26 protein-coding genes and 1 pseudogene are annotated in these 23,880 nt (G+C 60.0%); 22 read left to right on the plus strand and 5 right to left on the minus strand.

The window, feature by feature from the left end:
- The 17 genes and pseudogenes from C1722_RS03435 to C1722_RS03505 all read left to right on the plus strand — a co-directional run.
- On the plus strand, window positions 1–237 hold a 237-nt coding region (locus C1722_RS03435; protein ID WP_180995020.1), incomplete at its 5' end, for a hypothetical protein.
- An 89-nt stretch (window positions 238–326) separates the two neighbouring features.
- Window positions 327–908 carry a hypothetical protein gene (locus C1722_RS03440; RefSeq protein WP_102377999.1) on the plus strand — a complete coding sequence of 194 codons (582 nt, stop codon included), beginning with the start codon at window positions 327–329 and terminating at the stop codon, window positions 906–908.
- A 214-nt stretch (window positions 909–1,122) separates the two neighbouring features.
- Complete coding sequence (dnaG, locus tag C1722_RS03445) at window positions 1,123–2,412, plus strand: DNA primase (RefSeq protein WP_102378000.1); 1,290 nt, start codon at window positions 1,123–1,125, stop codon at window positions 2,410–2,412.
- Window positions 2,413–2,468: 56 nt separating this feature from the next.
- The gene (locus C1722_RS16850) at window positions 2,469–2,612 is read left to right on the plus strand and encodes a hypothetical protein (protein WP_180995021.1); all 144 of its coding nucleotides are present in this window, start codon (window positions 2,469–2,471) and stop codon (window positions 2,610–2,612) included.
- Window positions 2,613–2,730: 118 nt separating this feature from the next.
- A complete protein-coding gene (locus C1722_RS03450) occupies window positions 2,731–3,234 on the plus strand; it encodes a class I SAM-dependent methyltransferase (protein WP_425319363.1) in 504 nt (167 codons plus the stop codon).
- A gap of 35 nt (window positions 3,235–3,269) precedes the next feature.
- Entirely contained in the window at window positions 3,270–3,656 is a 387-nt protein-coding gene (locus C1722_RS03455) for a hypothetical protein (protein ID WP_102378002.1), read from the plus strand.
- Window positions 3,657–3,846: 190 nt separating this feature from the next.
- Window positions 3,847–4,275: an NfeD family protein gene (locus C1722_RS03460; RefSeq protein ID WP_102378003.1), complete on the plus strand. Its 429-nt coding sequence runs from the start codon at window positions 3,847–3,849 to the stop codon at window positions 4,273–4,275.
- Entirely contained in the window at window positions 4,272–5,237 is a 966-nt protein-coding gene (locus C1722_RS03465; RefSeq protein WP_102378004.1) for an SPFH domain-containing protein, read from the plus strand. The genes C1722_RS03460 and C1722_RS03465 overlap by 4 nt, the downstream gene beginning before the upstream one ends.
- 90 nt (window positions 5,238–5,327) lie before the next feature.
- Entirely contained in the window at window positions 5,328–5,858 is a 531-nt protein-coding gene (gene def, locus C1722_RS03470; protein ID WP_102378005.1) for a peptide deformylase, read from the plus strand.
- A complete protein-coding gene (gene fmt, locus C1722_RS03475; protein WP_102378006.1) occupies window positions 5,855–6,817 on the plus strand; it encodes a methionyl-tRNA formyltransferase in 963 nt (320 codons plus the stop codon). Before def (C1722_RS03470) ends, fmt begins: the two co-directional genes overlap by 4 nt.
- A gap of 18 nt (window positions 6,818–6,835) precedes the next feature.
- Window positions 6,836–7,843, plus strand: a complete 1,008-nt coding sequence (locus C1722_RS03480; protein ID WP_244902431.1) for a transcription antitermination factor NusB — start codon at window positions 6,836–6,838, stop codon at window positions 7,841–7,843.
- Window positions 7,844–7,908: 65 nt separating this feature from the next.
- On the plus strand, window positions 7,909–8,439 hold the full coding sequence (def, locus tag C1722_RS03485; RefSeq protein ID WP_102378005.1) for a peptide deformylase: 531 nt from the start codon (window positions 7,909–7,911) through the stop codon (window positions 8,437–8,439).
- 11 nt (window positions 8,440–8,450) lie between these two features.
- Window positions 8,451–9,335: pseudogene (locus tag C1722_RS03490) on the plus strand (methionyl-tRNA formyltransferase); the annotation flags it as partial.
- On the plus strand, window positions 9,322–9,729 hold the full coding sequence (locus tag C1722_RS17300; RefSeq protein WP_244902551.1) for an RsmB/NOP family class I SAM-dependent RNA methyltransferase: 408 nt from the start codon (window positions 9,322–9,324) through the stop codon (window positions 9,727–9,729). The pseudogene C1722_RS03490 and the gene C1722_RS17300, both read left to right, overlap by 14 nt.
- Before the next feature lie 75 nt (window positions 9,730–9,804).
- Entirely contained in the window at window positions 9,805–10,503 is a 699-nt protein-coding gene (locus C1722_RS03495; protein ID WP_425319364.1) for a class II fructose-bisphosphatase family protein, read from the plus strand.
- Window positions 10,469–10,672 carry a fructose-bisphosphatase class II gene (locus C1722_RS17540; RefSeq protein WP_280522948.1) on the plus strand — a complete coding sequence of 68 codons (204 nt, stop codon included), beginning with the start codon at window positions 10,469–10,471 and terminating at the stop codon, window positions 10,670–10,672. Before C1722_RS03495 ends, C1722_RS17540 begins: the two co-directional genes overlap by 35 nt.
- Window positions 10,673–10,809: 137 nt before the next feature.
- Window positions 10,810–12,264 carry a GntR family transcriptional regulator gene (locus C1722_RS03505; RefSeq protein WP_146040594.1) on the plus strand — a complete coding sequence of 485 codons (1,455 nt, stop codon included), beginning with the start codon at window positions 10,810–10,812 and terminating at the stop codon, window positions 12,262–12,264.
- Here C1722_RS03505 and C1722_RS03510 read toward each other — a convergent pair.
- Complete coding sequence (locus C1722_RS03510; protein WP_102378012.1) at window positions 12,258–13,421, minus strand: baeRF3 domain-containing protein; 1,164 nt, start codon at window positions 13,419–13,421, stop codon at window positions 12,258–12,260. The two genes, C1722_RS03505 and C1722_RS03510, sit on opposite strands and share 7 nt — an antisense overlap.
- Before the next feature lie 252 nt (window positions 13,422–13,673).
- Between C1722_RS03510 and C1722_RS03515 the strand changes: the two genes are divergently transcribed.
- Complete coding sequence (locus C1722_RS03515) at window positions 13,674–14,426, plus strand: GNAT family N-acetyltransferase (RefSeq protein ID WP_102378013.1); 753 nt, start codon at window positions 13,674–13,676, stop codon at window positions 14,424–14,426.
- Between the two features lie 155 nt (window positions 14,427–14,581).
- Complete coding sequence (locus tag C1722_RS03520) at window positions 14,582–15,748, plus strand: iron-containing alcohol dehydrogenase (RefSeq protein WP_102378014.1); 1,167 nt, start codon at window positions 14,582–14,584, stop codon at window positions 15,746–15,748.
- Window positions 15,749–15,815: 67 nt separating this feature from the next.
- Here C1722_RS03520 and C1722_RS03525 read toward each other — a convergent pair whose 3' ends face one another.
- The gene (locus C1722_RS03525; protein ID WP_180995023.1) at window positions 15,816–16,424 is read right to left on the minus strand and encodes a cytochrome c3 family protein; all 609 of its coding nucleotides are present in this window, start codon (window positions 16,422–16,424) and stop codon (window positions 15,816–15,818) included.
- 83 nt (window positions 16,425–16,507) lie between these two features.
- Entirely contained in the window at window positions 16,508–18,190 is a 1,683-nt protein-coding gene (locus tag C1722_RS03530; protein ID WP_180995024.1) for an FAD-binding protein, read from the minus strand.
- Between the two features lie 306 nt (window positions 18,191–18,496).
- On the opposite strand from C1722_RS03530, the gene C1722_RS03535 reads away from it, so the two are divergent.
- A complete protein-coding gene (locus C1722_RS03535) occupies window positions 18,497–19,375 on the plus strand; it encodes a LysR family transcriptional regulator (RefSeq protein ID WP_180995025.1) in 879 nt (292 codons plus the stop codon).
- A gap of 70 nt (window positions 19,376–19,445) precedes the next feature.
- Here the strand turns inward: C1722_RS03535 and C1722_RS03540 are convergent, their stop codons facing one another.
- Both C1722_RS03540 and C1722_RS03545 read right to left on the minus strand, forming a co-directional pair.
- Window positions 19,446–21,209 (minus strand): AMP-binding protein, encoded by a 1,764-nt coding sequence (locus C1722_RS03540; RefSeq protein ID WP_102378018.1) that lies wholly within the window; start codon window positions 21,207–21,209, stop codon window positions 19,446–19,448.
- Window positions 21,210–21,303: 94 nt separating this feature from the next.
- Window positions 21,304–21,888: a helix-turn-helix domain-containing protein gene (locus tag C1722_RS03545; protein ID WP_102378019.1), complete on the minus strand. Its 585-nt coding sequence runs from the start codon at window positions 21,886–21,888 to the stop codon at window positions 21,304–21,306.
- Between the two features lie 307 nt (window positions 21,889–22,195).
- On the opposite strand from C1722_RS03545, the gene C1722_RS03550 reads away from it, so the two are divergent.
- Complete coding sequence (locus C1722_RS03550) at window positions 22,196–22,588, plus strand: MerR family transcriptional regulator (RefSeq protein WP_102379511.1); 393 nt, start codon at window positions 22,196–22,198, stop codon at window positions 22,586–22,588.
- Window positions 22,589–23,055: 467 nt separating this feature from the next.
- On the plus strand, window positions 23,056–23,820 hold the full coding sequence (locus C1722_RS03555; RefSeq protein ID WP_102378020.1) for a nucleotide-binding protein: 765 nt from the start codon (window positions 23,056–23,058) through the stop codon (window positions 23,818–23,820).
- The last annotated feature ends 60 nt before the right edge of the window (window positions 23,821–23,880 follow it).

Below are 23,880 nucleotides of genomic sequence, written 5' to 3' on the forward strand. Positions count from 1 at the left end.
GCCGGTACGGTGGCCCGCGCCCGCGCCCTCGGCAACGCGGTGCAGGCGGCGCTTTCCCGCGCAGAGTTCGAAGCGCTGGTCGGCCGCGCGGGGTTCGAATCCCCCGAGTACTACGAGGAATCGGACGTCGCCGCCGAGACGGGCTTCGAGAACGGTTTCGAGGTGCCGGTCGCCGAGACCGACGAGAAGGTGCGGTTCGTGAAGACCACGGCGCGCATCTGCAAGCCGCGGCGCTAGATTGGCCGTGTAAGGGCGCCCGCATGCGGGCGCCGAAGGCAAAGGCTGCGGGGCACATGCCTTAGCGGCAACGTATTCAAGGGGAAACAATGAACTATGAAGATCTGAAAGCGCAGGTCGAGGCAATGGATGCCCCGCAGGCGAAGGACTATCGCGAACTGTTGGCCCTGGCGAGCATCGCGGGCGGCGTTTGGCCCCAATTCGGCGAGCATCTCGAGCGGGCCGAGGATTGCCGAGGGTTCTTCAAGTCGATCTACGACGACGATGCCTGTCGCTTCGAGAACGCATGGGCGTATTGGGCGAAGATGAACAAGGAGCCCTGGGCCGATCGCTTCGAGCCCGAACGCGCGCTTCGGGGCGTGCTGCTCGAGAACAAGGGCCTCTTCCTCGAGGGCAAGGGAAACGAGCTGCTCATCCCGCTGCACGGCCGTGGGCACGGGGCGAATGTGTACCTGTTTGCCGACAGCGGGTTCAATGCGAAGGCGGCGGAGCTCTACGGCTCGATCAACGGGTCGTTCTCGTGCGTCGGCATCGAGCTCGAGGGTGCGTTCGACGTGTACCGCGGACACAGGACGCTCATCTTCGAGCGATGGACCATCGACAAGCTGAAGCGGCGCGCTCACGGGAAAGGCCAGGTCCGCACCGGTTGCGACTGCGCGACCCCATGGTAGGGCGCTTCGCCGGAACGACGTTGGGCGCATCTTCGCCCTCGGTGCCCGACGGAGCGAACGGGCCGTACGCGCATTCGCCGCGAGGGTGAGAGAAGGCGGGCGATCCTGCAAGCGGCGCTCTTGCCGGGCGGGTGCGAGCGCGGTTCTTCTCGCAGCCGCCCGGAGCGCTTCGCGGTGTGTTGTCTGCCATGCGGCGTGCGTCGAGGCGCCGCATATGGGGTATACTGCAAAGGAGCATACCGTTATAGGCGTTTCATGGCGAAGGAACACTCAGTCAGTGGCAGGATTCAGCGAAGAGGACATCCGAAAGGTCCGCGAGGCGAACGACCTCGTGTCGGTCGTCGGCGATCGCGTGCCCGTGCGCCAGCGTGGACGGGATTTCTGGTGCTGCTGCCCTATCCATGATGAGAAAACGCCGTCATGCAAGATCGATCCGGCATCCCAGCTGTGGCACTGTTTCGGATGCGGCGCGGGCGGCGACGTGTTCAGCTTCGTCATGCAGGTTGACGACCTCGATTTTCCCGATGCGGTGCGCAAGCTCGCTGAGCGCGGCAACGTCCAGATCACCGAGAACGGCAAGCCTGCGGTAGCCCACGGCTACAAGGCCCGGCTCAAGGACATCTGCAAGGAAACCGCCGAGTTCTACCATACGCAGCTCATGCGCGGCAAAGACCCCGGAGCCGCCTCGGCGCGCACGTATCTGGCGAGCCGCGGGTTCGGCGGCGAAGTGCCCAAGCGCTGGGAACTCGGATACGCGCCCGGTTCGGGCCAGCTCGTTCGCCATCTCAAGGCGAAGGGCTTCAAGGATAAAGAGCTCGTCGACGCGAACGTCGCCCTCGATGGCAGCGGGGACTCTCGGCGCGGCGGCCTGAAGGACCGGTTCTACAACCGTGTGATGTTTCCCATCTTCGACGTGCAGGGCGATTGCATTGCGTTCGGCGGTCGCATCATCGGGGACGGGCAGCCCAAGTACCTTAACTCGCAGGAAACCCCGGTGTTCCATAAATCGGAGGTGCTTTTCGGCCTCGACAAGGCAAAGACGGCCATGGCTTCCTCGGGCATCGCCGTGGTCGTCGAAGGCTACACCGACGTGATCGCGCTTCACGAAGCGGGAATCCAGAACGCGGTGGCGACGTTGGGGACGGCCCTCACGAACCAGCATATCCGGGCGCTTTCGCGGCACGCCAAGCGGCAGATCATCTACCTGTTCGATGGCGACGAGGCCGGCCAGAGGGCTGCTGACAGAGCCCTTGGGTTCATCGATCGGTCGATGACTCCCGAAGCGGGCCGTACCAAGATCGAGTTGGCGGCCGTCACGCTTCCCGACGATCTCGATCCGGCCGATTTCGTGGGCCAGCGCGGGGCCGATGCGCTGCGCGAGCTGCTCGCTTCGGCGCGCCCGCTGCTTAAATACGGCATCGAACGCCGCATTGCCAAGCACAACCTTGCTTCGGCCGAAGGCCGAGCCNGCCCCTCGATGCGCTCAAGGTCACCTGTGCGATAGACGCGCTCGCCGAGCACCTGAACATCGAGCTGTCCGACGACGACATCACGGCCCAGATGCCCGGCAACGATCTCGAACAGCGCATCAAGATTCGCAAGCAGCTCGAAGAGCAGGGCTTGGGCGACGAGGCCGTCGTGTTCGCGCGCCGCGAAGCCGCCTTGTCGTGGCTGGTCAACAACTCGCGCGTGTCGTATCGGTAGCCGAGTCCGCACAGCCGGGGTGATGAGCATGAACGAAGAACAGCCGCTCGACGAGGGTGCCCTGAAAGCGCATTACGAGCAGACGCCTACGGAGTACGGGTTCGCGAGCCGGTGCAAGATGGTGCTCTTTGGCAGCATTACGGGCAAGCGCGTGCTCGATGTCGACTGCCGCCGGGGCAAGGGGGTCGTGAAGATCTCCGACTACGTCGGATCTCGCGGCCATGTTGTGGGGGTCGATCCGAACCCCGCATGGATCGCCGTCGCCGAATCCTTCGTGGAAGACGCGTGGCGCCGAAACGGGCTGCCGGAGAACAACATGAAGTTCCACGTGGCGTACCCCGAGGATCTCGCGGCGGCAGGTCTCGAAGACGATGCGTTCGATCTGGTGTTCGCCAACAGCAGCATCAACATCGACTACTGTCCCGAAGCGATATTTCGCGAGCTTTTCCGCGTGCTGCGGCCCGGCGGAGTGCTCGTGTTCGACGGGGTGGTCGCCGCGGGGCCGCGCGATGCCGGTACGGNGAAGAGCAGGCTGCGGGGGATGAACCGGTTCGCAGGCGGCCTTCGTCTGCGCTGCCGCAAAGCGAGCTGTCGCGCCGACGCTACGAGCGCGAGTTCTTGAGCCTGGTGGCAAGGCGTCCCGAAGAAGGCCTGCGCTTGGCAGACGCGCTCGCTCAAACGCAGTGGCACGAGCCGGTGCACGGGCTTCTTTCCCAGAGCATCCTTGCCGCTCTGGCCGATAACCCCGCTGCGAAAGGACCCGAAATCATCACCGCCGCACAGCAGGCGGTGCCTGCGGCGGCGAGCATCCTCACTTCGGGCACGATGTCGGAGGAGTCCGGGGCTGCGCAGGTCGCCTCGTTTCTGGCCGAAGAGCTCGCTATCGGCGATATGGAGGATGCGGTTGCGGCTCTCAGGGCGGAGCTTGCGCAGGCGGACAGGCTCGATCCCCAGGAGTACGAGTTGCTGTTCGAGAGCGCTGTTGCCATGCAGAAGGAGCTGGCGAAAAGAAGGCTCGCGCATACGTCGGGCGGACAGTCGTAGCGAGCCTCGCTGCGACGCGATGGGATCCATCCCGTCCGTCGCGGCGCATCGCTTTGCGTTCGACGGCGTTGTCTTTGCGGGAGCGAAGCGTGTAGTATGAGTGGACGGGTTGCACAACGGCGTTGACTGACCTTATATGATATAGAATATATTACATTAACGAGAACGTACCGTTAGGAAAGGAGGCGCAATGAGTCCCTTCGTTTGGCTGGGGGTCGCAGCGGTAATGGGCATCGTGGAGGTGCTGTCGTTCGGCCTCATCACCATGTGGTTCGTCGTCGGCGCGCTTGTAGCGTTTCTCGCGAATCTGCTCGGCTACGACATCATCGTGCAGCTCGTCGTGTTCTTCGTCGTCTCGATCGTGTGCCTGATCGTGCTTCGGCCGCTGTTCATCAAATACCGCAAACGCGGTGAAAAGGAAGAGCCCGACGTGGTCGGGCAGTCGGCTCTCGTGGTCGAAGCCATCGACAACGAGCGCCTTTCGGGCCGCATCGAAACCGCCAACCGCATGACGTGGGCGGCTCGAAGCGCCGATGGTTCGGTAATACCGGCCGGCGAAACGGTCGTCATCAAGGACAGGGAGAGCATCAAGCTCATCGTTGAAAGGAAACCCTCATGAATCTTCTGATCGTCGTTGCGGTGCTCGTCGTTTTGCTTGTCCTCTTCTCGGTCACCTGCATCAAGATCGTCCCCCAGGCGACCGCGGCGGTTGTCGAGCGCTTCGGATCGTATTTGACTACCTGGAACAACGGCCTGCACGTGAAGGTGCCGTTCATCGACCGCGTGCGCGGCGGCATCTCGCTCAAGGAGCAGGTGTTCGATTTTCCGCCTCAGCCCGTCATCACGAAGGACAACGTAACCATGTCCATCGACACCGTCGTGTTCTTCCAGATCATGGATCCGAAGCTGTACTGCTACGGCGTCGAGAACCCCATCATCGCCATCGAGAACCTCTCGGCCACCACGCTGCGCAACATCGTGGGCGATCTCGATCTCGATACGACGCTCACCTCGCGCGATGTGGTCAACGCGAAGATGCGCGCCATCCTCGATGAGGCGACCGATGCCTGGGGCATCAAGGTCAACCGCGTAGAGGTGAAGAACATCACGCCGCCTGCCGCTATCCAGCAGGCTATGGAAAAGCAGATGAAGGCAGAGCGTGAAAAGCGCGAGGCGGTGCTTTTGGCCGAAGGCGAGAAGCAGGCGGCCATCACGATCGCCGAGGGCAACAAACAGGCGATCATCCTCGCCGCAGAGGCAAACAAGCAGCAGACCATCCTCGCCGCCGAGGCGGAGCGCGAGAAGCAGATCCGCGAGGCCGAAGGCGAGGCCGAGGCCATCCGCAACGTCCAGCAAGCGACCGCCGACGGCATCCGCGTAGTGCGCGAAGCCGGGGCCGACAACGCGGTCCTCACTTTGAAGGCGCTCGAGTCGCTCGGCATTCTCGCCAACGGCACCGCCACCAAGCTCATCGTCCCGTCCGACATCCAGGGCATTGCGGGTCTGGCCGCATCGCTCAAGGAGGTATTCGTTGATGATGCTTCTGTCAAGCGCGATAAAACCGCTGGACAAGATCGCTGACCTGTTCGACAATGGCTCTGAATAACGGGGACCTGGCGGGCGCACGTGCCCGCAGGTCCTTTTACACATAGCTCTGAAAAGGAAACGAATATGAACATCGTGCTCTCCCCAGACCCCATGCTCCGGCAAGTGTGCGAGCCGTGCCGGGTCGAGGATAAAAGCATCAAGAAGCTTGCAAAGCAGATGGCGAAGGCCATGTACAAGAACAACGGCTGCGGCCTTGCGGCGCCCCAGGTGGGCGTGCTCAAGCGCGTCGTCGTCGTCGATTGCGACACCGAATCCGACGAGAAGAACCCCATCTACATGATCAACCCCGAGCTGGTCGAGCTCCAGGGCGATCCTATCGTCATGGGCGAGGGCTGCCTTTCGTGCCCGGGCATCACCGTGGAGATCGCCCGACCGCCTTTTGCGAAGGTGCGCTTCCTCGATCTCGACGGCGAGGAATGGACGATCGAGGGCGACGGCCTTTTGGGTCGCTGCCTCCAGCACGAACTCGATCATCTTGATGGCAAAACCATGTTCGAAGTCTGCGATCCCATGACGAGGATCGAAGCGCTCAGGGCATACGAAGTGGCGCTTGCGAACGGCGCAAAGCCGGGAGAGACAGGTCCGGAGCAATGAGAATAGTCTTCATGGGCACGCCCGAATTCGCGGCAACCATCCTTGAGGACCTTGTGCAGCAGCACGAGGTCGTAGCCGCCTATACGCGCCCCGACGCCGTGCGCGGAAGGGGAGCCGAAGCGGTTGCGTCGCCCGTGAAGCGTGTTGCCGAGCGATACGGCATCGAGGTGCGCTGCCCCAAAACGCTGCGCGACGAATCCGAGCAGGACCATCTCGCCTCGCTTGCGCCCGACGTCGTATGCGTCGCGGCGTACGGCATGATCCTCCCGCCCGCCGTTTTGGGCATACCGGAATACGGCTGCATCAACGTGCATGCGTCGCTGCTTCCCTCGTGGAGGGGAGCAGCACCGGTCGAGCGCGCCATCCTCGCCGACGAGGTCGAGACGGGCGTATGCGTGATGCGGATGGAGGAGGGGCTCGATACCGGCGCCTACTGCATATGCCGTACGGCCAACATGGAGGATAAAAACGCCGACGAGCTGACCGACGAGCTGGCAAACCTCGGGTCGCACGCCCTTCTGACCGCGCTCGTCCATATACAGGAGGGCGCCGCCGAATGGATCGAGCAGGACGAAGACCGGGTCACCTATGCGGATAAGATCGGCAAGCACGAGCTCGACCTCGATCCGGCGGATCGTTGCCGCGCGCTGGTGCTGAAGGTGCGCGCATCGAGTGCGGCGCACCCGTCGCATGCGGTGGTGGCCGGCCGCGCGGTTACGGTTTTGGAGTTGAAGGATATCTCGAACGACGAGCGGGCTTCGGAACTTGCCGCAGGCATGGAGCCCGGGGAGGTGCGCTTCGCCGCCAAGAAACTGTTCCTCGGTGCGACGGGCGGCGCTGTGGAGGTTGTACGGCTCAAACCCGACGGAAAACAGGCAATGGATGCGAAGTCGTTTGCGGCGGGCGTGCAGGGCATCAAAGACGGTCGTCTGAGCTGGGGGGCGCCCGATGGCGTATAAGGGAANATCGCCAAGCACGTGGACGCCTCTTCGCTTTCTCCGGAAGACCGCGCGTTCGCAACCAAACTCGCGCTTGGCGTTGCGAGCAGATCGGGAACGCTCGACGAGGTCATCGACCGCTGTCTCAAATCGCCGTCCGACATCAAAAGCGATGTGCGCGATGCGCTCCGTATCAGCACCTACGAGATCGTATTCCTCGACAAGAGCCCGCATGCGGCCGTCGATCAGGGCGTCGAGCTCGTCAGGGCGATTGCTCCGAAGGCGGCCGGGCTCGCCAACGCCGTACTGCGCAAGATCGTGGCCTCCAAGGCGGAGTTCCCGTTCGGCGATCCTGCAACCGATGTGGCGCCGCTTGCGCGGTCGCATGCGTTTCCCGTCTGGTTGGCGAATCGGCTCATAGCCGATCTCGGCCGTGACGGGGCGATTGACTTCATGGCGGCCTCGAACGAGCCCGCCCCCGTATTCGTTGCGGTGAACAGCTTGAAGGCAAGCGACGAGTCCGTGCTCGCTGTATTCGAGCGGGCTTCGGCGCCGCTGCAGACAGTGAGGTTCGGTACCGAAGCCGTAGCCGGGTGCTATCGCCTTGCCGCGCCGAAGGCCTTGCAGGACGAGGGCGTGAAGCGGTTGTTCTCCGACGGCAAGATACTGGTGAGCGATGCCGCTTCCCAGATGGTGGCTGCGGGAGTCCTCTCGAAAAACAAGAAGCCGGCAACGTTTCTCGAGATCGGGGCGGGGCGGGCAACGAAGACCATCCTGCTGCAGAGCAACGCGAACCGCCTGTACGAAAGCCAGCTCGAGTTGAGCACGCTCGACAACCACGAGTTCAAGACGAAGCTGCTCNGGCGCTCGAGTCGCTCGGCATTCTCGCCAACGGCACCGCCACCAAGCTCATCGTCCCGTCCGACATCCAGGGCATTGCGGGTCTGGCCGCATCGCTCAAGGAGGTATTCGTTGATGATGCTTCTGTCAAGCGCGATAAAACCGCTGGACAAGATCGCTGACCTGTTCGACAATGGCTCTGAATAACGGGGACCTGGCGGGCGCACGTGCCCGCAGGTCCTTTTACACATAGCTCTGAAAAGGAAACGAATATGAACATCGTGCTCTCCCCAGACCCCATGCTCCGGCAAGTGTGCGAGCCGTGCCGGGTCGAGGATAAAAGCATCAAGAAGCTTGCAAAGCAGATGGCGAAGGCCATGTACAAGAACAACGGCTGCGGCCTTGCGGCGCCCCAGGTGGGCGTGCTCAAGCGCGTCGTCGTCGTCGATTGCGACACCGAATCCGACGAGAAGAACCCCATCTACATGATCAACCCCGAGCTGGTCGAGCTCCAGGGCGATCCTATCGTCATGGGCGAGGGCTGCCTTTCGTGCCCGGGCATCACCGTGGAGATCGCCCGACCGCCTTTTGCGAAGGTGCGCTTCCTCGATCTCGACGGCGAGGAATGGACGATCGAGGGCGACGGCCTTTTGGGTCGCTGCCTCCAGCACGAACTCGATCATCTTGATGGCAAAACCATGTTCGAAGTCTGCGATCCCATGACGAGGATCGAAGCGCTCAGGGCATACGAAGTGGCGCTTGCGAACGGCGCAAAGCCGGGAGAGACAGGTCCGGAGCAATGAGAATAGTCTTCATGGGCACGCCCGAATTCGCGGCAACCATCCTTGAGGACCTTGTGCAGCAGCACGAGGTCGTAGCCGCCTATACGCGCCCCGACGCCGTGCGCGGAAGGGGAGCCGAAGCGGTTGCGTCGCCCGTGAAGCGTGTTGCCGAGCGATACGGCATCGAGGTGCGCTGCCCCAAAACGCTGCGCGACGAATCCGAGCAGGACCATCTCGCCTCGCTTGCGCCCGACGTCGTATGCGTCGCGGCGTACGGCATGATCCTCCCGCCCGCCGTTTTGGGCATACCGGAATACGGCTGCATCAACGTGCATGCGTCGCTGCTTCCCTCGTGGAGGGGAGCAGCACCGGTCGAGCGCGCCATCCTCGCCGACGAGGTCGAGACGGGCGTATGCGTGATGCGGATGGAGGAGGGGCTCGATACCGGCGCCTACTGCATATGCCGTACGGCCAACATGGAGGATAAAAACGCCGACGAGCTGACCGACGAGCTGGCAAACCTCGGGTCGCACGCCCTTCTGACCGCGCTCGTCCATATACAGGAGGGCGCCGCCGAATGGATCGAGCAGGACGAAGACCGGGTCACCTATGCGGATAAGATCGGCAAGCACGAGCTCGACCTCGATCCGGCGGATCGTTGCCGCGCGCTGGTGCTGAAGGTGCGCGCATCGAGTGCGGCGCACCCGTCGCATGCGGTGGTGGCCGGCCGCGCGGTTACGGTTTTGGAGTTGAAGGATATCTCGAACGACGAGCGGGCTTCGGAACTTGCCGCAGGCATGGAGCCCGGGGAGGTGCGCTTCGCCGCCAAGAAACTGTTCCTCGGTGCGACGGGCGGCGCTGTGGAGGTTGTACGGCTCAAACCCGACGGAAAACAGGCAATGGATGCGAAGTCGTTTGCGGCGGGCGTGCAGGGCATCAAAGNAGGTGCTGCCGGCAGCTGTCTTCGACGAAATTTTCATCGATGCGCCCTGCTCGGGGCTCGGAACCCTCCGCCGCCATCCCGAGATCCGATGGCGCATAACCGAACAGGACATCGACAGGCTCGCCGAAACGGGTCTCGCGATGCTCGAATCGGCTGCCGGGCACGTAGCGCCGGGCGGCGTGCTCGCCTATGCCACCTGCACGGTGCTCAAGGCCGAGAACGCGGCCGTGGTCAAACGGTTCCTCGAAAGCGAGGCGGGCTCGCCGTTCGCGCTCGACGAGATATGCAAAACGCGCGTATTCTCTACGCGGCTCGCTCCGCGTTCTTCTGATGCGCATTTCGCGGTGCGTATGGTGCGCACCAGATGAGTGGTGTAGAATCGCGCTCATCAGCTCTACTCAATGGACATCTACGAAAGGGTAAGTATGCAAGCTGCACGAATCATGGAAATCCTCAACGTAGCCGAGACTGCAGCCATCGCGTGTGCCGATTGGTCGGGCAAGGGCGATAAGGTCGCAGCCGATCAGGCGGCGACGACCGCCATGCGCAACGCGTTCAACGACATCGAGTTCTCGGGACGCATCGTGATCGGGGAGGGCGAGCGCGACGAGGCCCCCATGCTCTACATCGGCGAGGAGCTCGGGCGCGGCGGCGAAGAGATCGATATCGCAGTCGATCCGCTCGAGGGTACGAACCTGTGCGCATACAACAAGCCCAATGCACTGACGACCATCGCCATTGCGCCGAAGGGTGCGCTCCTGTTTGCTCCTGACACCTACATGGAAAAGATCGCTGCAGGTCCGGCATGTGTCGGCAAGGTCCATATCGACAACACGCCCGAAGAGAACGTTCGCGCCGTCGCCGAGGCGCTCGGCAAAGAGGTTTCCGATGTGAACGTGTGCATCCTCGACCGCGATCGCCATAAGGATCTTATCCAGGGTGTGCGCGATGCCGGCGCCCGCGTGCGCCTGATCGACGACGGCGACGTGTTCGGCGCGATCGCTACGGCGGTTCCCGGCACCGGCCTCGCGTTTTACATGGGNCCGTTTCCGCTCCGACGACGAGCGCGCTCGTGCCGAGAAGACCGCCGAGGTGGATCTCGACGGCGTGCTTACCATGGATATGCTCGTCCGTTCCGATGACGCTGCGTTCCTCGCGTGCGGCGTAACCGACGGCGAGATGGTTTCCGGCGTTTCGAAAACGGACGGATGCATTACCACCGAATCGGTTGTTATGAACGCTGCCGACAAGACGGTTCGCTTCATCAAGACCTGCCGTCGCGGCGAAAACGGAGTCATCAGATTCCATTAAACCCGAATGGTTCGGTCATAGACGACCGAAACGATAATACTTTTACCGAGAGCAGCTCAGGTTCTCGGCAAAGAGCATGATATGATGCCCTACGGACCATGCCGTAGGGCATCTTTTTTTACTTGAACGGAGCGAGCGTGCAGGAACGAAACACGTTGTTCGAATACATGTATCGCGATATCGCGCGCAAAATCGAAGACGGTACGTTGCGCGACGGCGATACGCTTCCGTCAATGAAAGACCTATCAACGCGCTACCACGTCGGCCTCAGAACGGTTCGCGATGTGCTGAGCGCGTTGCGAACCGACGGCTACATTGCAACCGAAGAGCGCAAGCGCGCGACGGTAACCCATCGCACCGAAGCCGAAGAGGATGTCGAGGCAACTGCGCGAAAGGTGCTTGCTGGAAAACAGGATGTGCTCGAAAGCCTCAGGGCGCTCGAGCTCATCATGCCTCCCTTGTTCTACTATGCCGCACAGCATTGCAGCGAAAGCGAAATCGACGAGCTGTGCCGCGCTGTCAAAGGGAAGGAATTCGAAGTGCGCAAGGGCGATTGGCGCCTATCGCGGTCTTCGCTGGTGCTCCATGGGCTCCTTGACAAGACGGGCAATCCCTTGCTTTCGGAGTGCTATGCCAGCTTGGAGCGTATCAGCATCGTCTCGGTGCACCCCTCTTTCGAGAGCCCCTACGAGAGGGCCTCGGTTGATTCGGGTAATACATTGCCTTGGATCTTCGAATCGCTGAAGAGCAGGGACTTCGATGAGGTGCAGCACCGTTTCGGGTCGATGTACAGCGGCACGGCGGCGTTCGTCGAAGCGTATTTCGAGGAACTTGCGGCGGCGTATCCTTACGACGGCCCCCGGGAATTCGCGTACGCGTGGGATGTCAAAGCCGGGAAAAGCTACGTGTACGCGCAGGTTGCTCGCGATATGGTGAGCCGTATGGCGGCGGGCGAGTACGTCGACGGCGAGGCGCTCCCCTCGATCGCCGCGCTGTCCGAGCAGTACGACGCCTCGCCGTCGACCATCCAGAAGACGCTCGGCATGCTCAACACCATGGGCGTTGTGGAGACGGTGAACGGCCGCGGTTCGCGTGTGCGCCTGTCTAACGTGCGGCTCGATCCGCGCTCTGTTGCCGATAAGGTTTTCATGCGCGATGTCGATGTGTTCGTCAATGCAGTGAAGATGATCTGCGTTATCCTTCCCGCAGTCGTGAATTCGGTCTCCGACGACTTGGGTGGCGTCGAGCGGGACGCGCTGGCGTACCTCTCGCAGAAAACAGGCGAATGGGCGGTGCCGAGCGCCTTGACGGAAAGCCTGATCGCGCACATCCCCATCCGCCCTTTGCGCGTCGTGATGACCGAGCTGAACGATCTGCTGATATGGGGGCATTTCCTCATGTTCATGGGGCCTTCGGAGGCACGGAGAAGCGAATTGCTCTCATACGGCTACGATGGCATCGATGCGCTGCGGGAGAGGGATCTGCAGGGTTTTTCCGACGCGATAGCGGGGTATTACCGTTGCATGTTCGCCGCCGTGCAGCAGTTTTTTGCCGCAACACGGCGGGCGAACGAGGCGCTTGCCGATCAGTAGCGGTACAAAGCGGCGACACCGGTTTCGGCGGGCATGCGGTCGTGCGGGAGCACGAACACGTCGCCGCCTTGGGCGTAGGTTGCCTGAGCCAGGTCGTCGGTGAGGTCGTCGGAAGCGTCGAGCATATCGGCACCGTACGACAACGAGCCCGTTTCGGGATCGAAGCTACCGGGGATGAGCTTGTCCTGCTCGACGAAGAGCGTTTCCACCTTTCGCTCTGCAAGCGCATGGCCGATTTCGCGTGGATCGGCCGAGGCGCGGCCTTGAACCGCTTCGTCACCGAACCTGCCGAGCCGTTCCCGGATGCGCGTCTCCTGTATGCCCTCGATGATCCGTACGGCGCGTTCGAGGAGCTCCTTCTCGTCCATAGACTCGACGGGCTTGTCGATGCTTTCGTTGAGAAGCGTGGGCATTGCGGCGACTTGCCTGAAAATCGCTTGGTTTTCGGGTAGGCCTACGAGCATTATCGGACAGGAGCGGAATTTGGCGAAGTGGTCTTCGACCGTCTTGGCCGCATAGCGGAAGTGCTCGGCGGTATCCTTTTCGTCGACGTTGCTCTTGTCGCCGTAGCGATGGTACGTGGGGGAATGGCTTCCCTGATGACCGTTCATGCCGGAGAGCGAGTTCGTATAGTCGTCGAACGCTTTGCGGAACTCGGTTTCGACGCCATCGGGCATTTCGAGCTTTTCTATGGAATGAAAATCTCCCTCGAAGAGCTCGAAGCCGTTCTCGTCGATCGCGAGCAGATAGTAGTGCGAGCCGAACTGGAAATTCCTGATGAGCGGTTTGACGTGGAACTTATCGGTGATGGAGACGAACTCGTCGACGGGATAGTCGAGGTGGTATACCGTCGTTTTGCTGTTCGAGGCAAGCACGGCGAGGCCGTCTTTCGCATGGGTCCATACATCGGCGTCGCGATACGCCTCGAGCAGGTCGAGCTGTGCAAGGACGCTCTCGTAGTCCTTGCGGTCGTAGTTGAGCTCGAACAGGTTCTTCGCTTCGGTTACAAGGTTCTTGTACCGTATGGGGTCCTGACGGTTTTCCGGTGCATGGCGGTGGGTTGTCATATACAGCGATACGAGCGGCCCCTCGTGGTTCGAAAACAGGGCAGGGTCGAATTCGCTTTGTACGGTTATGTCCGACAGATCGGGTCTCATGGGTGCTCCCTTCGGGTGCTTGCTTGCAGGTTCGGTACCCGCAATCGATAGTGAACTTGATACCTACCATACTCGTTGCGCGTGTTGGGAGCCAGAGAACGAACGGCACTGTTTTTCGATGGTTGCGATGCTGTTGAATTGCGTATAAGAGGACAGCTTGTGTCCTCTCTGGACGGCTACGATGCTGCTACACTGGAAGGCGGGCTGGTTTGCGCCCGCAGGGTCGGATGGGCACGGGAAAGCGAGCAACCTATGGAGATCATATCGGTAACACCCGACAACATCGATGCGGAGCACATCTGCTGCGCGATCACCGAGAAGAGGGGCGAGTCATGCGTCTCGCAGAAGAAGGTGTGGATGAGCGAGCGTTTCGCCGACGGGCTCGTCTTCAGAAAGCTCGATGCGAGGGGAAAGGTTTTCATCGAATACATTCCCGCCGAAAAGGCTTGGTGCCCCATCGAAGCCGACGGATACCTGCATATCGATTGTTTTTGGGTGTCGGGCCAGTACAAGGGGAGGGGTCATGCAACCGAACTGCTCGAAGCGTGCATAGCAGACGCAAGGGAGCAGGGAAAACTCGGTATCACGGCGCTCTCTTCGGCCAAGAAAATGCCGTTTCTCTCCGACCCGAAGTTCTTGCGGTACAAGGGGTTCGAAACCGCCGACACCGCAGAGCCGTTCTACGAGCTCTTGTACCTGCCGTTTTCCGAAGACGCTCCCGTTCCGCGTTTCATGAGCCACGTCAAGAAGCCCCGGGTGGACGAAGACGGCTTCGTACTCTACTTCACCAACCAATGCCCGTTTGCCGAGAAATACGCGATGGCGGCTGCAAGGGAGGCGAAAGCTCGGGGCGTACGGTTTGAGCTGCGCAAGATCGAGACGCTCGACCAGGCGAAAGCCGCGCCCGCGCCCTTTACCGCCTACACGCTTTTTCGCGATGGCGCATTCGTCGCCAATGAGATTCTGAGCGAGAAGAAGCTTGCCACCTTGTTCGCGGCCGACTGAGACGGCGAGAGTGCGCTCGGTCGAGGAGCGTATCGCGCCCGTCGCGTAACGTGCACATGGAATCTCGACATTCTCGGAAACGCCCTTGACTTGGAGTCGGCTCCAGGATGCATGATGGGAAGCGAACTGCGAAACCATGCGATAAGGAGACATCCATGCTCGGTAATTTCAGCTACTGCAATCCGACCCGCCTTCATTTCGGAAGAGACGCCCTCGATCGTTTGAACGAAGAGCTGCCTCGATTCGGCTCGCGGGTGCAGCTCGTCTACGGGGGAGGATCGATCAAGAGGACGGGCTTGTACGACCAAGTCGTAAGCATACTCGAATCGAACGGAAAAGAAGTGTTCGAAGATGCGGGCGTCATGCCGAACCCGACGGTTGAAAAGCTCTACGAAGGCAGCCGCACCGCTCGGGAAAACGAAGTCGACCTGATTTTGGCCGTCGGCGGCGGATCGGTATGCGACTACGCGAAGGCCGTTTCGGTTTCGGCCTACTGCAACGAGGACCCGTGGGAGAAGTATTACCTGAGGTTCGAGGAGCCCGACTGCGCGATCGTTCCCGTGGGGTGCGTGCTCACCATGGCCGGTACCGGTTCCGAGATGAACGGCGGTGCCGTGATTACTAATCCGGAGACAAAGCAGAAGATCGGCCATGTGTTCGGAACCGAGGTGTTCCCGAAGTTCTCGATCCTGAACCCCGAGCTTACCTACACCGTGCCGCACTATCAGATGGTTGCCGGCATCTTCGACGTCATGTCCCATATCATGGAGCAGTACTTCTCGGGAACCGACGACAACACGTCGGACTACATCATGGAGGGCCTTATGCGCTCGCTCGTGCATAGCTCGCGCATCGCAGCCGAGAATCCCGAGGACTACGAAGCGCGCAGCAACATCATGTGGTCGGCTACCTGGGCGCTCAATACCTTCGTTGCCATGGGAAAGAGCACCGATTGGATGGTGCACATGATCGGGCAGGCCGTCGGCGGCTTCACCGACGCGACCCACGGCATGACGCTGTCGGCCGTTTCGGTTCCCTATTATCGCCATATCATGCCCTATGGGCTGCCGAAGTTCGTCCGCTTCGCCCAAGCGGTATGGGAGGTAGATTCCTCAGGGAAGACCGACGAAGAAACCGCGCAGGCGGGCCTTGCTGCCATGGAGGCATGGATGTGCGAGATGGGTCTTGCGATGAGCGTTTCGGAACTCGGCGTTACCGAGGGAATGCTTGCAGGCATCGCGGATGCGACGCTTGCCATGGACGGGGGATACCACGCTCCCGACCACGACGAAATCGTTGCTATCCTGAGGGAGAGCCTGTAGGGAATCGGGCGTTTCGGCCGCACCCTATGCAGGATGCGGCCGACAGGTCTCGCTGCTTGTCTGTGCTCTACTTTTCTACGTGACAGGTGTTGCATTCGTAAACATCTGCGTGATGGCAGTTTCTGCAAACAGCAGGTGCTGTTTCGGCTGGCCCCTCTGGTGCGTGGATCTTGTGGCATGAAGAACAGGTGATATCTGCGTGGTCTTCATGTTCGGGAAGCGCATGGGGGTTAACCGTGAGGCTGTTTTTGTCGGTAAGCACCGTGGCCGATGCGGTCGCATCGGCTAACGCGGTTGCGTCATGGCAGGGTATGCAGGTGTCGTTGCCGATTTCCGTTTTCTTAAGCGTCGCTTTCTTCTTTTTGCTGTCGAGCGTCACTTTCTCATGTGCTTTCGCCAGTCCGTCTTTATCATCGTGGCAGCTGAAGCAATCGTCTTTTTGATTCGCATGCAGCGATGCGGTGCAGGCTGCGTCGTCGAAAGAGGCCGCAGCGTTTCCATGGCAGGCTGTGCAGTCGCTGGTTTCCGACCAGGTGAATTCAGACGACATACTGCTTGAGTCTGCTTGGTCCGTTCTGTTATCGTCGTTTGGCGCCTGCTCTGGGGAGCACGCCGCGAGAAGCATGGCTATCAAGCAAATCGCAGCGGCTAAAACGAGCAGGACGGGCTTGCGCAAGTGCGCTGATGCCATTGGCTCCTCCTAGCTGAACGGGGTCGACCGCTTGGGTCGACCCCTGCCGATATTCTATATATTCAAAGCTATTGCTTTGCATCCCACGGCTCGAGGGCTGCGCATTGTTCTCCTGCAATGCGTCCCGTCGAAACGGCTTCGCTTATGTTCCCGCCGCCGTTGTACATGTATCCGTAGATAGAACCGAATTCACCTGCTGAGTACAATCGCGGAATGGGCTGTCCGTTAAGGTCGAGCACTTCGCTCATCCCGTTGCGTTTAGCGCCGCCTTGCGTGTTCAAAAGCCCAAGAGCGATTTCGATTGCGTAGAATGGCGGCTCAATAGGCTGGATAGGAAAGGCTTTTATGATTGCGGTCTCATCGCTCGACAGCTCTCCTTCGCCATAGGCGGTTGAGGCGTCTGCGGCATTGAAATAATAATCATCGTACACGGCATTGCCGCGGCCAAAGTCTTTATCTGCGCCTTCGGCACAATACTGGTTGTAGGTTGCGATCGTTTCCGCAAGCGTCTCTGGCGGATAGCCGATTTTTTCGGCAAGCTCTTCGATGGTGTCTGCCTTTATCATGATTCCCGCATCGATAAGTTCTTGGTTCGTTGTTTTTCCTGTTTCCATGATGACGGGCCATGCCATGTACGTAACGGCTCCGAGGATATCTTTTGCTCCGGTATCTTTGCCCATGATCATATAGGAGGGAGTCGGAACGGCAAGCAACGGCCAAACGCCTCGCTCTTTACCTTTTCCGTGGCGAAGGGTTCCCCGCAGTTCCTCGTACATGAATCGCTTACCTTCGTTGTTTACGTAGATGTAATCGACGCCCATGGGGTAAGGTATGTTGCATACAAGCGAATCGGGGGATTCAGCGCGGACGCAGGTGCTTGCAGCGGCGTAGCTGTTCATATGCCAGAGATCCGCTCCGATTTGTTGAGCCATTCTTACGCCGTCGCCAACATTGTAAGGACTGCCGCATACGAAACTTCTCGGACAGCCAAGCGAAACCGAATAGTTTTTCAGCATTTCAGGATTTGCGGCGAATCCGCCGCAAGCAAGCACGACGCCTTTGTTTGCCTTGATGGCTTTTCCGCCAGCAATCAAGCCGTATACCTCTTTGGTTTCGTAATTGTAGATAAGTTCGGTTGCGCGCGTGTCGTACATGATTTCAACGCCGAGTTCGTCGGCTGTATCTTTCAGCGGTAACCAGAGGGAGGACATACCGCAGATACCATCGACGTAATAGGTTTTTATCTTGTCGCCGCCGGGGATTCCGGGAAACTCCGGCGAGGCCGCCGTAGCGGGTTGCAGGTCGTAGCCGAGTTCGTCGGAGAGCCATGCCATGTTTTCGCATACCCCCTCGGCCCATGCCTTCATGAGGTCTTCGGGAACCTCATAACCTGCGTTTAGTTCGGTTTGGTAGGTTATTGCATCATCGACGGACTCGGGAATCATGAGCATGTCTCCCGATACGCGCGTTGTGCCGCCGGACAGTTCCTCGGGAGCTACCTCGAGTGCGAGCACGTGCTCGACGCCAGCCATCTTCGCTGCAATCGAGGCTGAAAGACCCGCAGCGCCGAGTCCGACCACTACGACATCGGCCTCCGAATCCCATGAGTCGGGAAGGTTGCCGGTCGGCTTTCCTTCGCTTTGGCCTCCGCACCCCGCGAGACCCGTTACCGCGAACCCTGCGGCGGCAACAGTTGTTCCCTTGAGGAAATTACGCCGCGAAATCCCCTGATTGGCTTGTTTGTTCCCCATGACCATCTCCCTTCAATCGTCTTAAGCGCCATATGCGCTTGGCTAGCGATTACGGTACTGGTGATCTGGGCTGAAGGGAAACGATGCCTGGGAATGGGATTGTGCCGTTTTGGAATAAGCGCAGGTTGGGATTCATCGGCTAAATTGTTCCAATTCGGCATAAGCGAAAGACGGTTGGGAATAAAGCCTGATCGAGCTATAAGCGACAGAAAAGATGCGGATAGGATGTACTATAATCTAATCGAGGGTGCCGCCTTAGGCGGTATGGATTTGAATTGCCGTAGGGGAGCAATAGGGGATGTCGCTATGGATATTGCCTACTGTAGGGAATTGATCGAATTGGCCGATCAGCTGAATTTCAGTAAAGCAGCCGAAAAACTCTATATCACCCAATCGACGTTGAGCAAGCATGTGGCGCTCATGGAGCGAGAGGTCGGGTTCAGGATCTTCGACCGGAGTACCTCGCGCGTCGAACTCACGAAGAGCGGCAGGGTGTTTATCGAGAGCATCCGAGATGTGGTCGATCGATACGACACGGCGCTCAAGGAAGGCCGTGATTTTGAGCGCGAGCGAGAGACAACGGTTCATATTATCGGCCCCTTGCTCAACGAACGCATAGTCGATCGGGTGACTACTGCAAGGACCGTTGTGGCGGCGATGGGCATTGACGTGAAGCTGTCGCTCGCCGATACGGGAGTGAGAGATTGCCATGAATCGCTTACGGATGGTCGTGCCGATATAGCCATTGGGTTCAGGTACGGGATTGACGAAGAGGGTCTCGAGTGCGTGCATCTGTCCGACATTCCTTTTGGAATCGCCTGCCATGGAACCCATGAACTGGCTCATAAAAATCTCTTGAGGTTCGGTGACATCGCTGGGCAAAAGATAGTGTCATACCCGATGGCGGGTCGAGCTCGATACCATGCTTTCGTTCGCGCCGTCTGCTCGAAGCATGGGATTGCCCAAGAGATGGAATTCCTAGAAGAAGGCGCCCTTTGCTTTCCCGATGCGGAGCGAAGCATCGTCTTCGGCATTCACTTTCCTGGATATGCTCGATACGGGGGGGATATGGTTGCCCGGGCGCTTGATGACACAAGCGACTCATTCGATGTATGCGTGATGAAGCGAAAAGGGAGGTCGGCGCCAGCGGTTGACGCATTGTTCCGCGCGATCGCAAAGAAGTGATTTACGACAGGATAAAAAAGGACCTCCTTTGAGGTCCTTTCCGGTTCGTACGCTTGGGAGCAGAGCGGCTTTACTCGCTCTCGAGATCCTTGTCGCGGATGACGGCTCGGCGAATCTTGCCGTTGACAGTTTTCGGCAACGCATCGACGTAGTCGATGATGCGGGGGTATTTATACGGAGCGGTCTGGTGCTTCACCCACGTTTGCAGCTCCTTGGTGAGCTCGGCGTTGCCGGTGAATCCGGGTGCGAGCACGACCGTCGCTTTGACGGCGAAACCGCGCAGCTCGTCGGGGACGCCCGTGACGGCGCACTCGGCTACCGCATCGTGCTCGAGCATGACGCTTTCGATCTCGAAGGGCCCGATGCGGTAGCCCGACGACTTGATAACGTCGTCGTTTCGGCCCACGTACCAGAAGTAGCCGTCCTCGTCGCACCAGGCGGTGTCGCCGGTGTGATACCAGCCATCATGCATGGCGGCTGCCGTCTTCTCGTCGTCGAGGTAGTACTCGAGCATGAGGCCGGGCATCTTCGGCTCGCATTTGATGCATATCTCGCCGGTTTCGCCGGTGTTGCAACGGGTGCCGTCGTCGCGCAGGATGTGGATCGTGTAGAGCGGGACGGGCTTGCCCATCGAGCCGGGGCGAGGCACCGAGTTCGTGAGGTTGGCGATCGTCAGCGGCGTTTCGGTCTGGCCGAAGCCCTCGTAGATCGTAAGCCCGGTGTGCTCTTTCCAGAACTCGAAGATATCGGGGTTGAGCGCTTCGCCGGCGGTCGTCGAGTAGACTAGGGACGTCAGGTCGTAGGCGTCTACGTCATCCTGCATGAACATGCGGTACATCGTGGGCGGGCAGCATAGCGTGGTGATGCCGTATTTTCCGACGAGCGAGAGGATGTCGCCTGCGTGGAAGCGGTCGTAGTCGTAGGTGAACACGCAGGCCTCCATGAGCCACTGGCCGTAGTACTTGCCCCATACGGCCTTGCCCCAGCCGGTGTCGGCGATGGTGAAATGGATGCCGTCCGGGTCCACGTTGTGCCAATGCTTCGCGGTGATAAGGTGGGCGAGCGCATAGGCCGAATCGTGCAGAACCATTTTCGGGTTGCCCGATGTGCCGCTTGAGAAATACATGAGCATCGGATCGGCCGAAGCGGTTTCGCAACGCTCGAAATCCTCGGAGGCCTCTCGGACGAGCGTGTTGAAATCGAGCCAGCCCTCGCGGGGGGCGGGCTTGGCGCAGATCCCCTCGGGTCCCGAGAGCTCGGGTCCGATCGGATGATCTTCGGGGGCGAATACGAGGTTATGGTCTTCGTCCTCGGGCGTAAGGCCGCCGCCTGCGCCGTTGACGATTATCTTCGTTTCGAGTGTGGGGCAGGCGTCCGCCACGTTGTCGCATACCTGCGTGATATCGCCGAGCGTCGTTGCGATGATAGCTTTGATCCCCGCGCCGTTGAGACGGTATTCGAGATCGTGCTCCTTGAGCATGAACGTGGCGGGAACCATAACCGCGCCGAGCTTGTGGAGCGCGGTGGCGACGAACCAGAACTGGTAGTGGCGCCGCAGGATGACCATGACCATGTCTCCGCGGCCGATGCCCTGGCCTTTCAGGAAGTTGGCCGTCTTGTCGGACCAGCGCTTCATGTCGGCGAACGTGAAGACGTGCTCTTCGCCTTCGGGGTTGCACCATACCATGGCGCGGCGGTCGGGATCGTTTTCGGCTATGTCGTCGACGACATCGTAGCCGAAGTTGAACGTATCGGGGCAGGTGACCGAGAAGGTTTCAAGTTGATCGAGGTCGTTGTACGTTTCGGAAACGTAGCGGAGGTTGATGTTTCGCATAAGACAATCTTTCTTTCGAGCAAACGGCACTGAGGCCGTGAACGGATGATGACGGGAATTCGGTTTGCGGCACTGTCGGCGCGTGCGGCAGTGCCTAAGAAATCTTGTCTTCGCCGGGCTTCATGACGATGGCGAGGAACGTACACGGTTCGCCGCCCGTTGCGATCATTCCGTGTCCGCGGCCCGAATCGTACATGAGCATGTCGCCCGCTTCGAGCTCTTCGACGTGGTCTTCGTACGCGAAGCGCATTTTGCCCGACAGGATATAGTCGATTTCCTGTCCGGCATGGCGGGAGAGGTGGATGGGCTGGTTCTGCTCCTCTTCGAGATACGGCGCCGTAACGAGAAACGGTTCGGCGAGCTTGTTCTTGAAGTGCGGAGCTTTGTGCAGGTATTCGAAGCCGGCGCGCCGCTTGATGGACAGGCCGTCGTTGGCTCGCGTGAGCGAGTAGCCGCTCAGGTGCGGGTTCTCTCCCGTGAGAAGCTCGATCACATCGACGCCGAACTTTTCCGCGCAACGGTACAAAAACGTGAACGAAAGATCGTGCTCGCCGGTTTCCTGTGCGGAATACTCGGCAACGCTGCGACCGGTTGCGTCGGCCATTTCCTGCATGGTGAGGTCCATGTCCTCCCTCAGCGCACGAATTCGACCCGCCACCTCTTTGATATTCGGCTCCATGAACAATGCACCTCTCTTTCTGTTTTCGCTGATTGCCGCCGCAGCATATCGGTGCGGCTCCGCATCCGATGTGCGGTTTTCCAATTGTATAGCAAGCGGTTCGGGATTAGCTTGAAGATCAAATAAATCCCCAAGGTGTTCCAGATAATCCGACAAGAGGCCGTTTCCGAGCGCGCCGTGCGGCTGTCGGGGTGTTCCGTCGGTGCCGTTTGCGCGGAAAACCACTGAACGCTTGACTTGGAGCCGACTCCAAGTGCTATAAAGGGCGCAAGGATAAACAAAAGCAACGATGCGAGGAGCGAACGATATGCTGATCGCCGAGGTAAGCAGGAAATACGATATATCCGCCGACACGCTGAGATACTACGAGCGCGTGGGGCTCATCCCCGCCGTCCATCGCCGCGACAACGGTATCCGCGACTACGACGAGGGCGACCTGAATTGGGTCGAATTCATCAAGTGCATGCGCTCGGCGGGAATCCAGGTCGAAGCGCTCATAGAATACGTTGCCCTTTACCAGCAGGGCGACGAAACCAACGAGGCCCGCAAGGAGATACTCGTCGAGCAGCGAGCCCAGCTCATGCAGCGCATGGCGGACATGGAATCTACGCTCGAGCGGCTCAATTACAAGATCGACAACTACGATCGCGTCATGAGGAACAGCATCGACATGTCGAAGTGCAAGAATTCGGACGGATAAGAAAGCTGCGGGCTTCACCGCTCGAGAAGGCGACGAGCCGTCGAGAAACTGTTTTTGCGCCGAGCTGCAAGCCGTGTCCGGTTCGTCCGATGTCCGCGAAGGGCCTTCGTGCGAGGAAAATCGGCGTGCTTCGGCTCGGTCGTCTGATATATTCGCAGGTCGGAAAAACCAAAGCCGCCGAAAGGCATCGAAAAACGTCGCACGAAGGCCCTTCGCGGACATACTGATATGCGGACGCGCGGACGGGTTTCCGAATCGAATGTCACCGAACATCGGGCCTCCATGCGAAGGGTCTTCGCGGACGTGCGGGCGGGCTTCGCCGATGCATTTCAGACGACAGCGAATTTTCCACCCGTGTTTTCAACCGCGGCTATCGCTGGGATGGTATAACGTGCCGATGGGGGCATCTTGCCTGCAGGTCGATGCCGGATGTGGTTGAATGGAGCTCTACTCGAAAGGATCAGCGTATGCGCGAAGGTACCGGAGAAGAACGATATCAGCCGAAGGCGACAACGGCTCCGCCGTTTCCCCTTGCGCCCATCACGGTGATCGTGGGGCATTACGGGGTGGGGAAAACGAACTTCTCGATCAACCTCGCACTCGATGCCGTCGCGCAGGGGTGGGAGGTTACGCTTGTCGACCTCGATGTGGTGAACCCGTATTTCCGCTCAAGCGACTATCGAGAGCTGCTCGAAGAAGCGGGCGTTCGCGTGGTGAGCCCCGTCTTCGCTGGCACGACGCTCGATTCGCCGAGCCTCTCGGGTGCGGTGTACACGGCCATAGAGGATGCGATCAGGCAGGGTACCGGCGAGCGCAAGCGCGTGATCGTCGATGCGGGCGGCGACGATGTGGGCGCAACGGCGCTCGGGCGGTTCGCGCCGCGAATCGCCGAGCGCGACCATGCTGTCTGGTACGTGGTGAACCGGTATCGCAATCTCACGCAAACGCCCGAAGAGGCGGCGGCGCTCCTTGCGGAGATAGAGGCGAAAGCGGGTCTGCGCGCAACGGCGATCGTGAACAATTCGCACCTCAAGCAGGATACGGAAGAGGAGACCGTGATCGAGTCGTTGGGTTTTGCGCGGGCGGTCTCGGCGGTGCTCGGTTTGCCCATCGTGTGCACTGCGGTGCCAAAAGAGATCGTTGACCAGAAAAACGACTCGTTTTCGGAAAGCTGCGCTACCCAAAACGTGTATCCTGTGCAAGTGTATGTTCGTACTCCGTGGGGCACCTGAGAAACCCGGTACATAGTTGCACCGAGCGGCCGCGTCGAGCGGCCTTGGTTGTTCGTAGAG

This window comes from Raoultibacter timonensis (genome assembly GCF_900240215.1).
In the GTDB taxonomy this organism is placed as follows: domain Bacteria; phylum Actinomycetota; class Coriobacteriia; order Coriobacteriales; family Eggerthellaceae; genus Raoultibacter; species Raoultibacter timonensis.

Excerpts from the sequence above, each read along its gene's own strand:
- C1722_RS03535 (WP_180995025.1), top strand. The coding sequence starts at position 18,497 with ATGGATATTGCCTACTGTAGGGAATTGATCGAATTGGCCGATCAGCTG.
- C1722_RS03545 (WP_102378019.1), bottom strand. The coding sequence starts at position 21,888 with ATGGAGCCGAATATCAAAGAGGTGGCGGGTCGAATTCGTGCGCTGAGG.
- C1722_RS03540 (WP_102378018.1), bottom strand. The coding sequence starts at position 21,209 with ATGCGAAACATCAACCTCCGCTACGTTTCCGAAACGTACAACGACCTC.
- C1722_RS03465 (WP_102378004.1), top strand. The coding sequence starts at position 4,272 with ATGAATCTTCTGATCGTCGTTGCGGTGCTCGTCGTTTTGCTTGTCCTC.
- C1722_RS03555 (WP_102378020.1), top strand. The coding sequence starts at position 23,056 with ATGCGCGAAGGTACCGGAGAAGAACGATATCAGCCGAAGGCGACAACG.
- C1722_RS03520 (WP_102378014.1), top strand. The coding sequence starts at position 14,582 with ATGCTCGGTAATTTCAGCTACTGCAATCCGACCCGCCTTCATTTCGGA.
- C1722_RS03550 (WP_102379511.1), top strand. The coding sequence starts at position 22,196 with ATGCTGATCGCCGAGGTAAGCAGGAAATACGATATATCCGCCGACACG.
- C1722_RS03530 (WP_180995024.1), bottom strand. The coding sequence starts at position 18,190 with ATGGGGAACAAACAAGCCAATCAGGGGATTTCGCGGCGTAATTTCCTC.
- C1722_RS03510 (WP_102378012.1), bottom strand. The coding sequence starts at position 13,421 with ATGAGACCCGATCTGTCGGACATAACCGTACAAAGCGAATTCGACCCT.
- def (WP_102378005.1), top strand. The coding sequence starts at position 5,328 with ATGAACATCGTGCTCTCCCCAGACCCCATGCTCCGGCAAGTGTGCGAG.
- C1722_RS03440 (WP_102377999.1), top strand. The coding sequence starts at position 327 with ATGAACTATGAAGATCTGAAAGCGCAGGTCGAGGCAATGGATGCCCCG.
- def (WP_102378005.1), top strand. The coding sequence starts at position 7,909 with ATGAACATCGTGCTCTCCCCAGACCCCATGCTCCGGCAAGTGTGCGAG.
- C1722_RS03460 (WP_102378003.1), top strand. The coding sequence starts at position 3,847 with ATGAGTCCCTTCGTTTGGCTGGGGGTCGCAGCGGTAATGGGCATCGTG.
- C1722_RS16850 (WP_180995021.1), top strand. The coding sequence starts at position 2,469 with ATGCCCGGCAACGATCTCGAACAGCGCATCAAGATTCGCAAGCAGCTC.
- C1722_RS03515 (WP_102378013.1), top strand. The coding sequence starts at position 13,674 with ATGGAGATCATATCGGTAACACCCGACAACATCGATGCGGAGCACATC.
- fmt (WP_102378006.1), top strand. The coding sequence starts at position 5,855 with ATGAGAATAGTCTTCATGGGCACGCCCGAATTCGCGGCAACCATCCTT.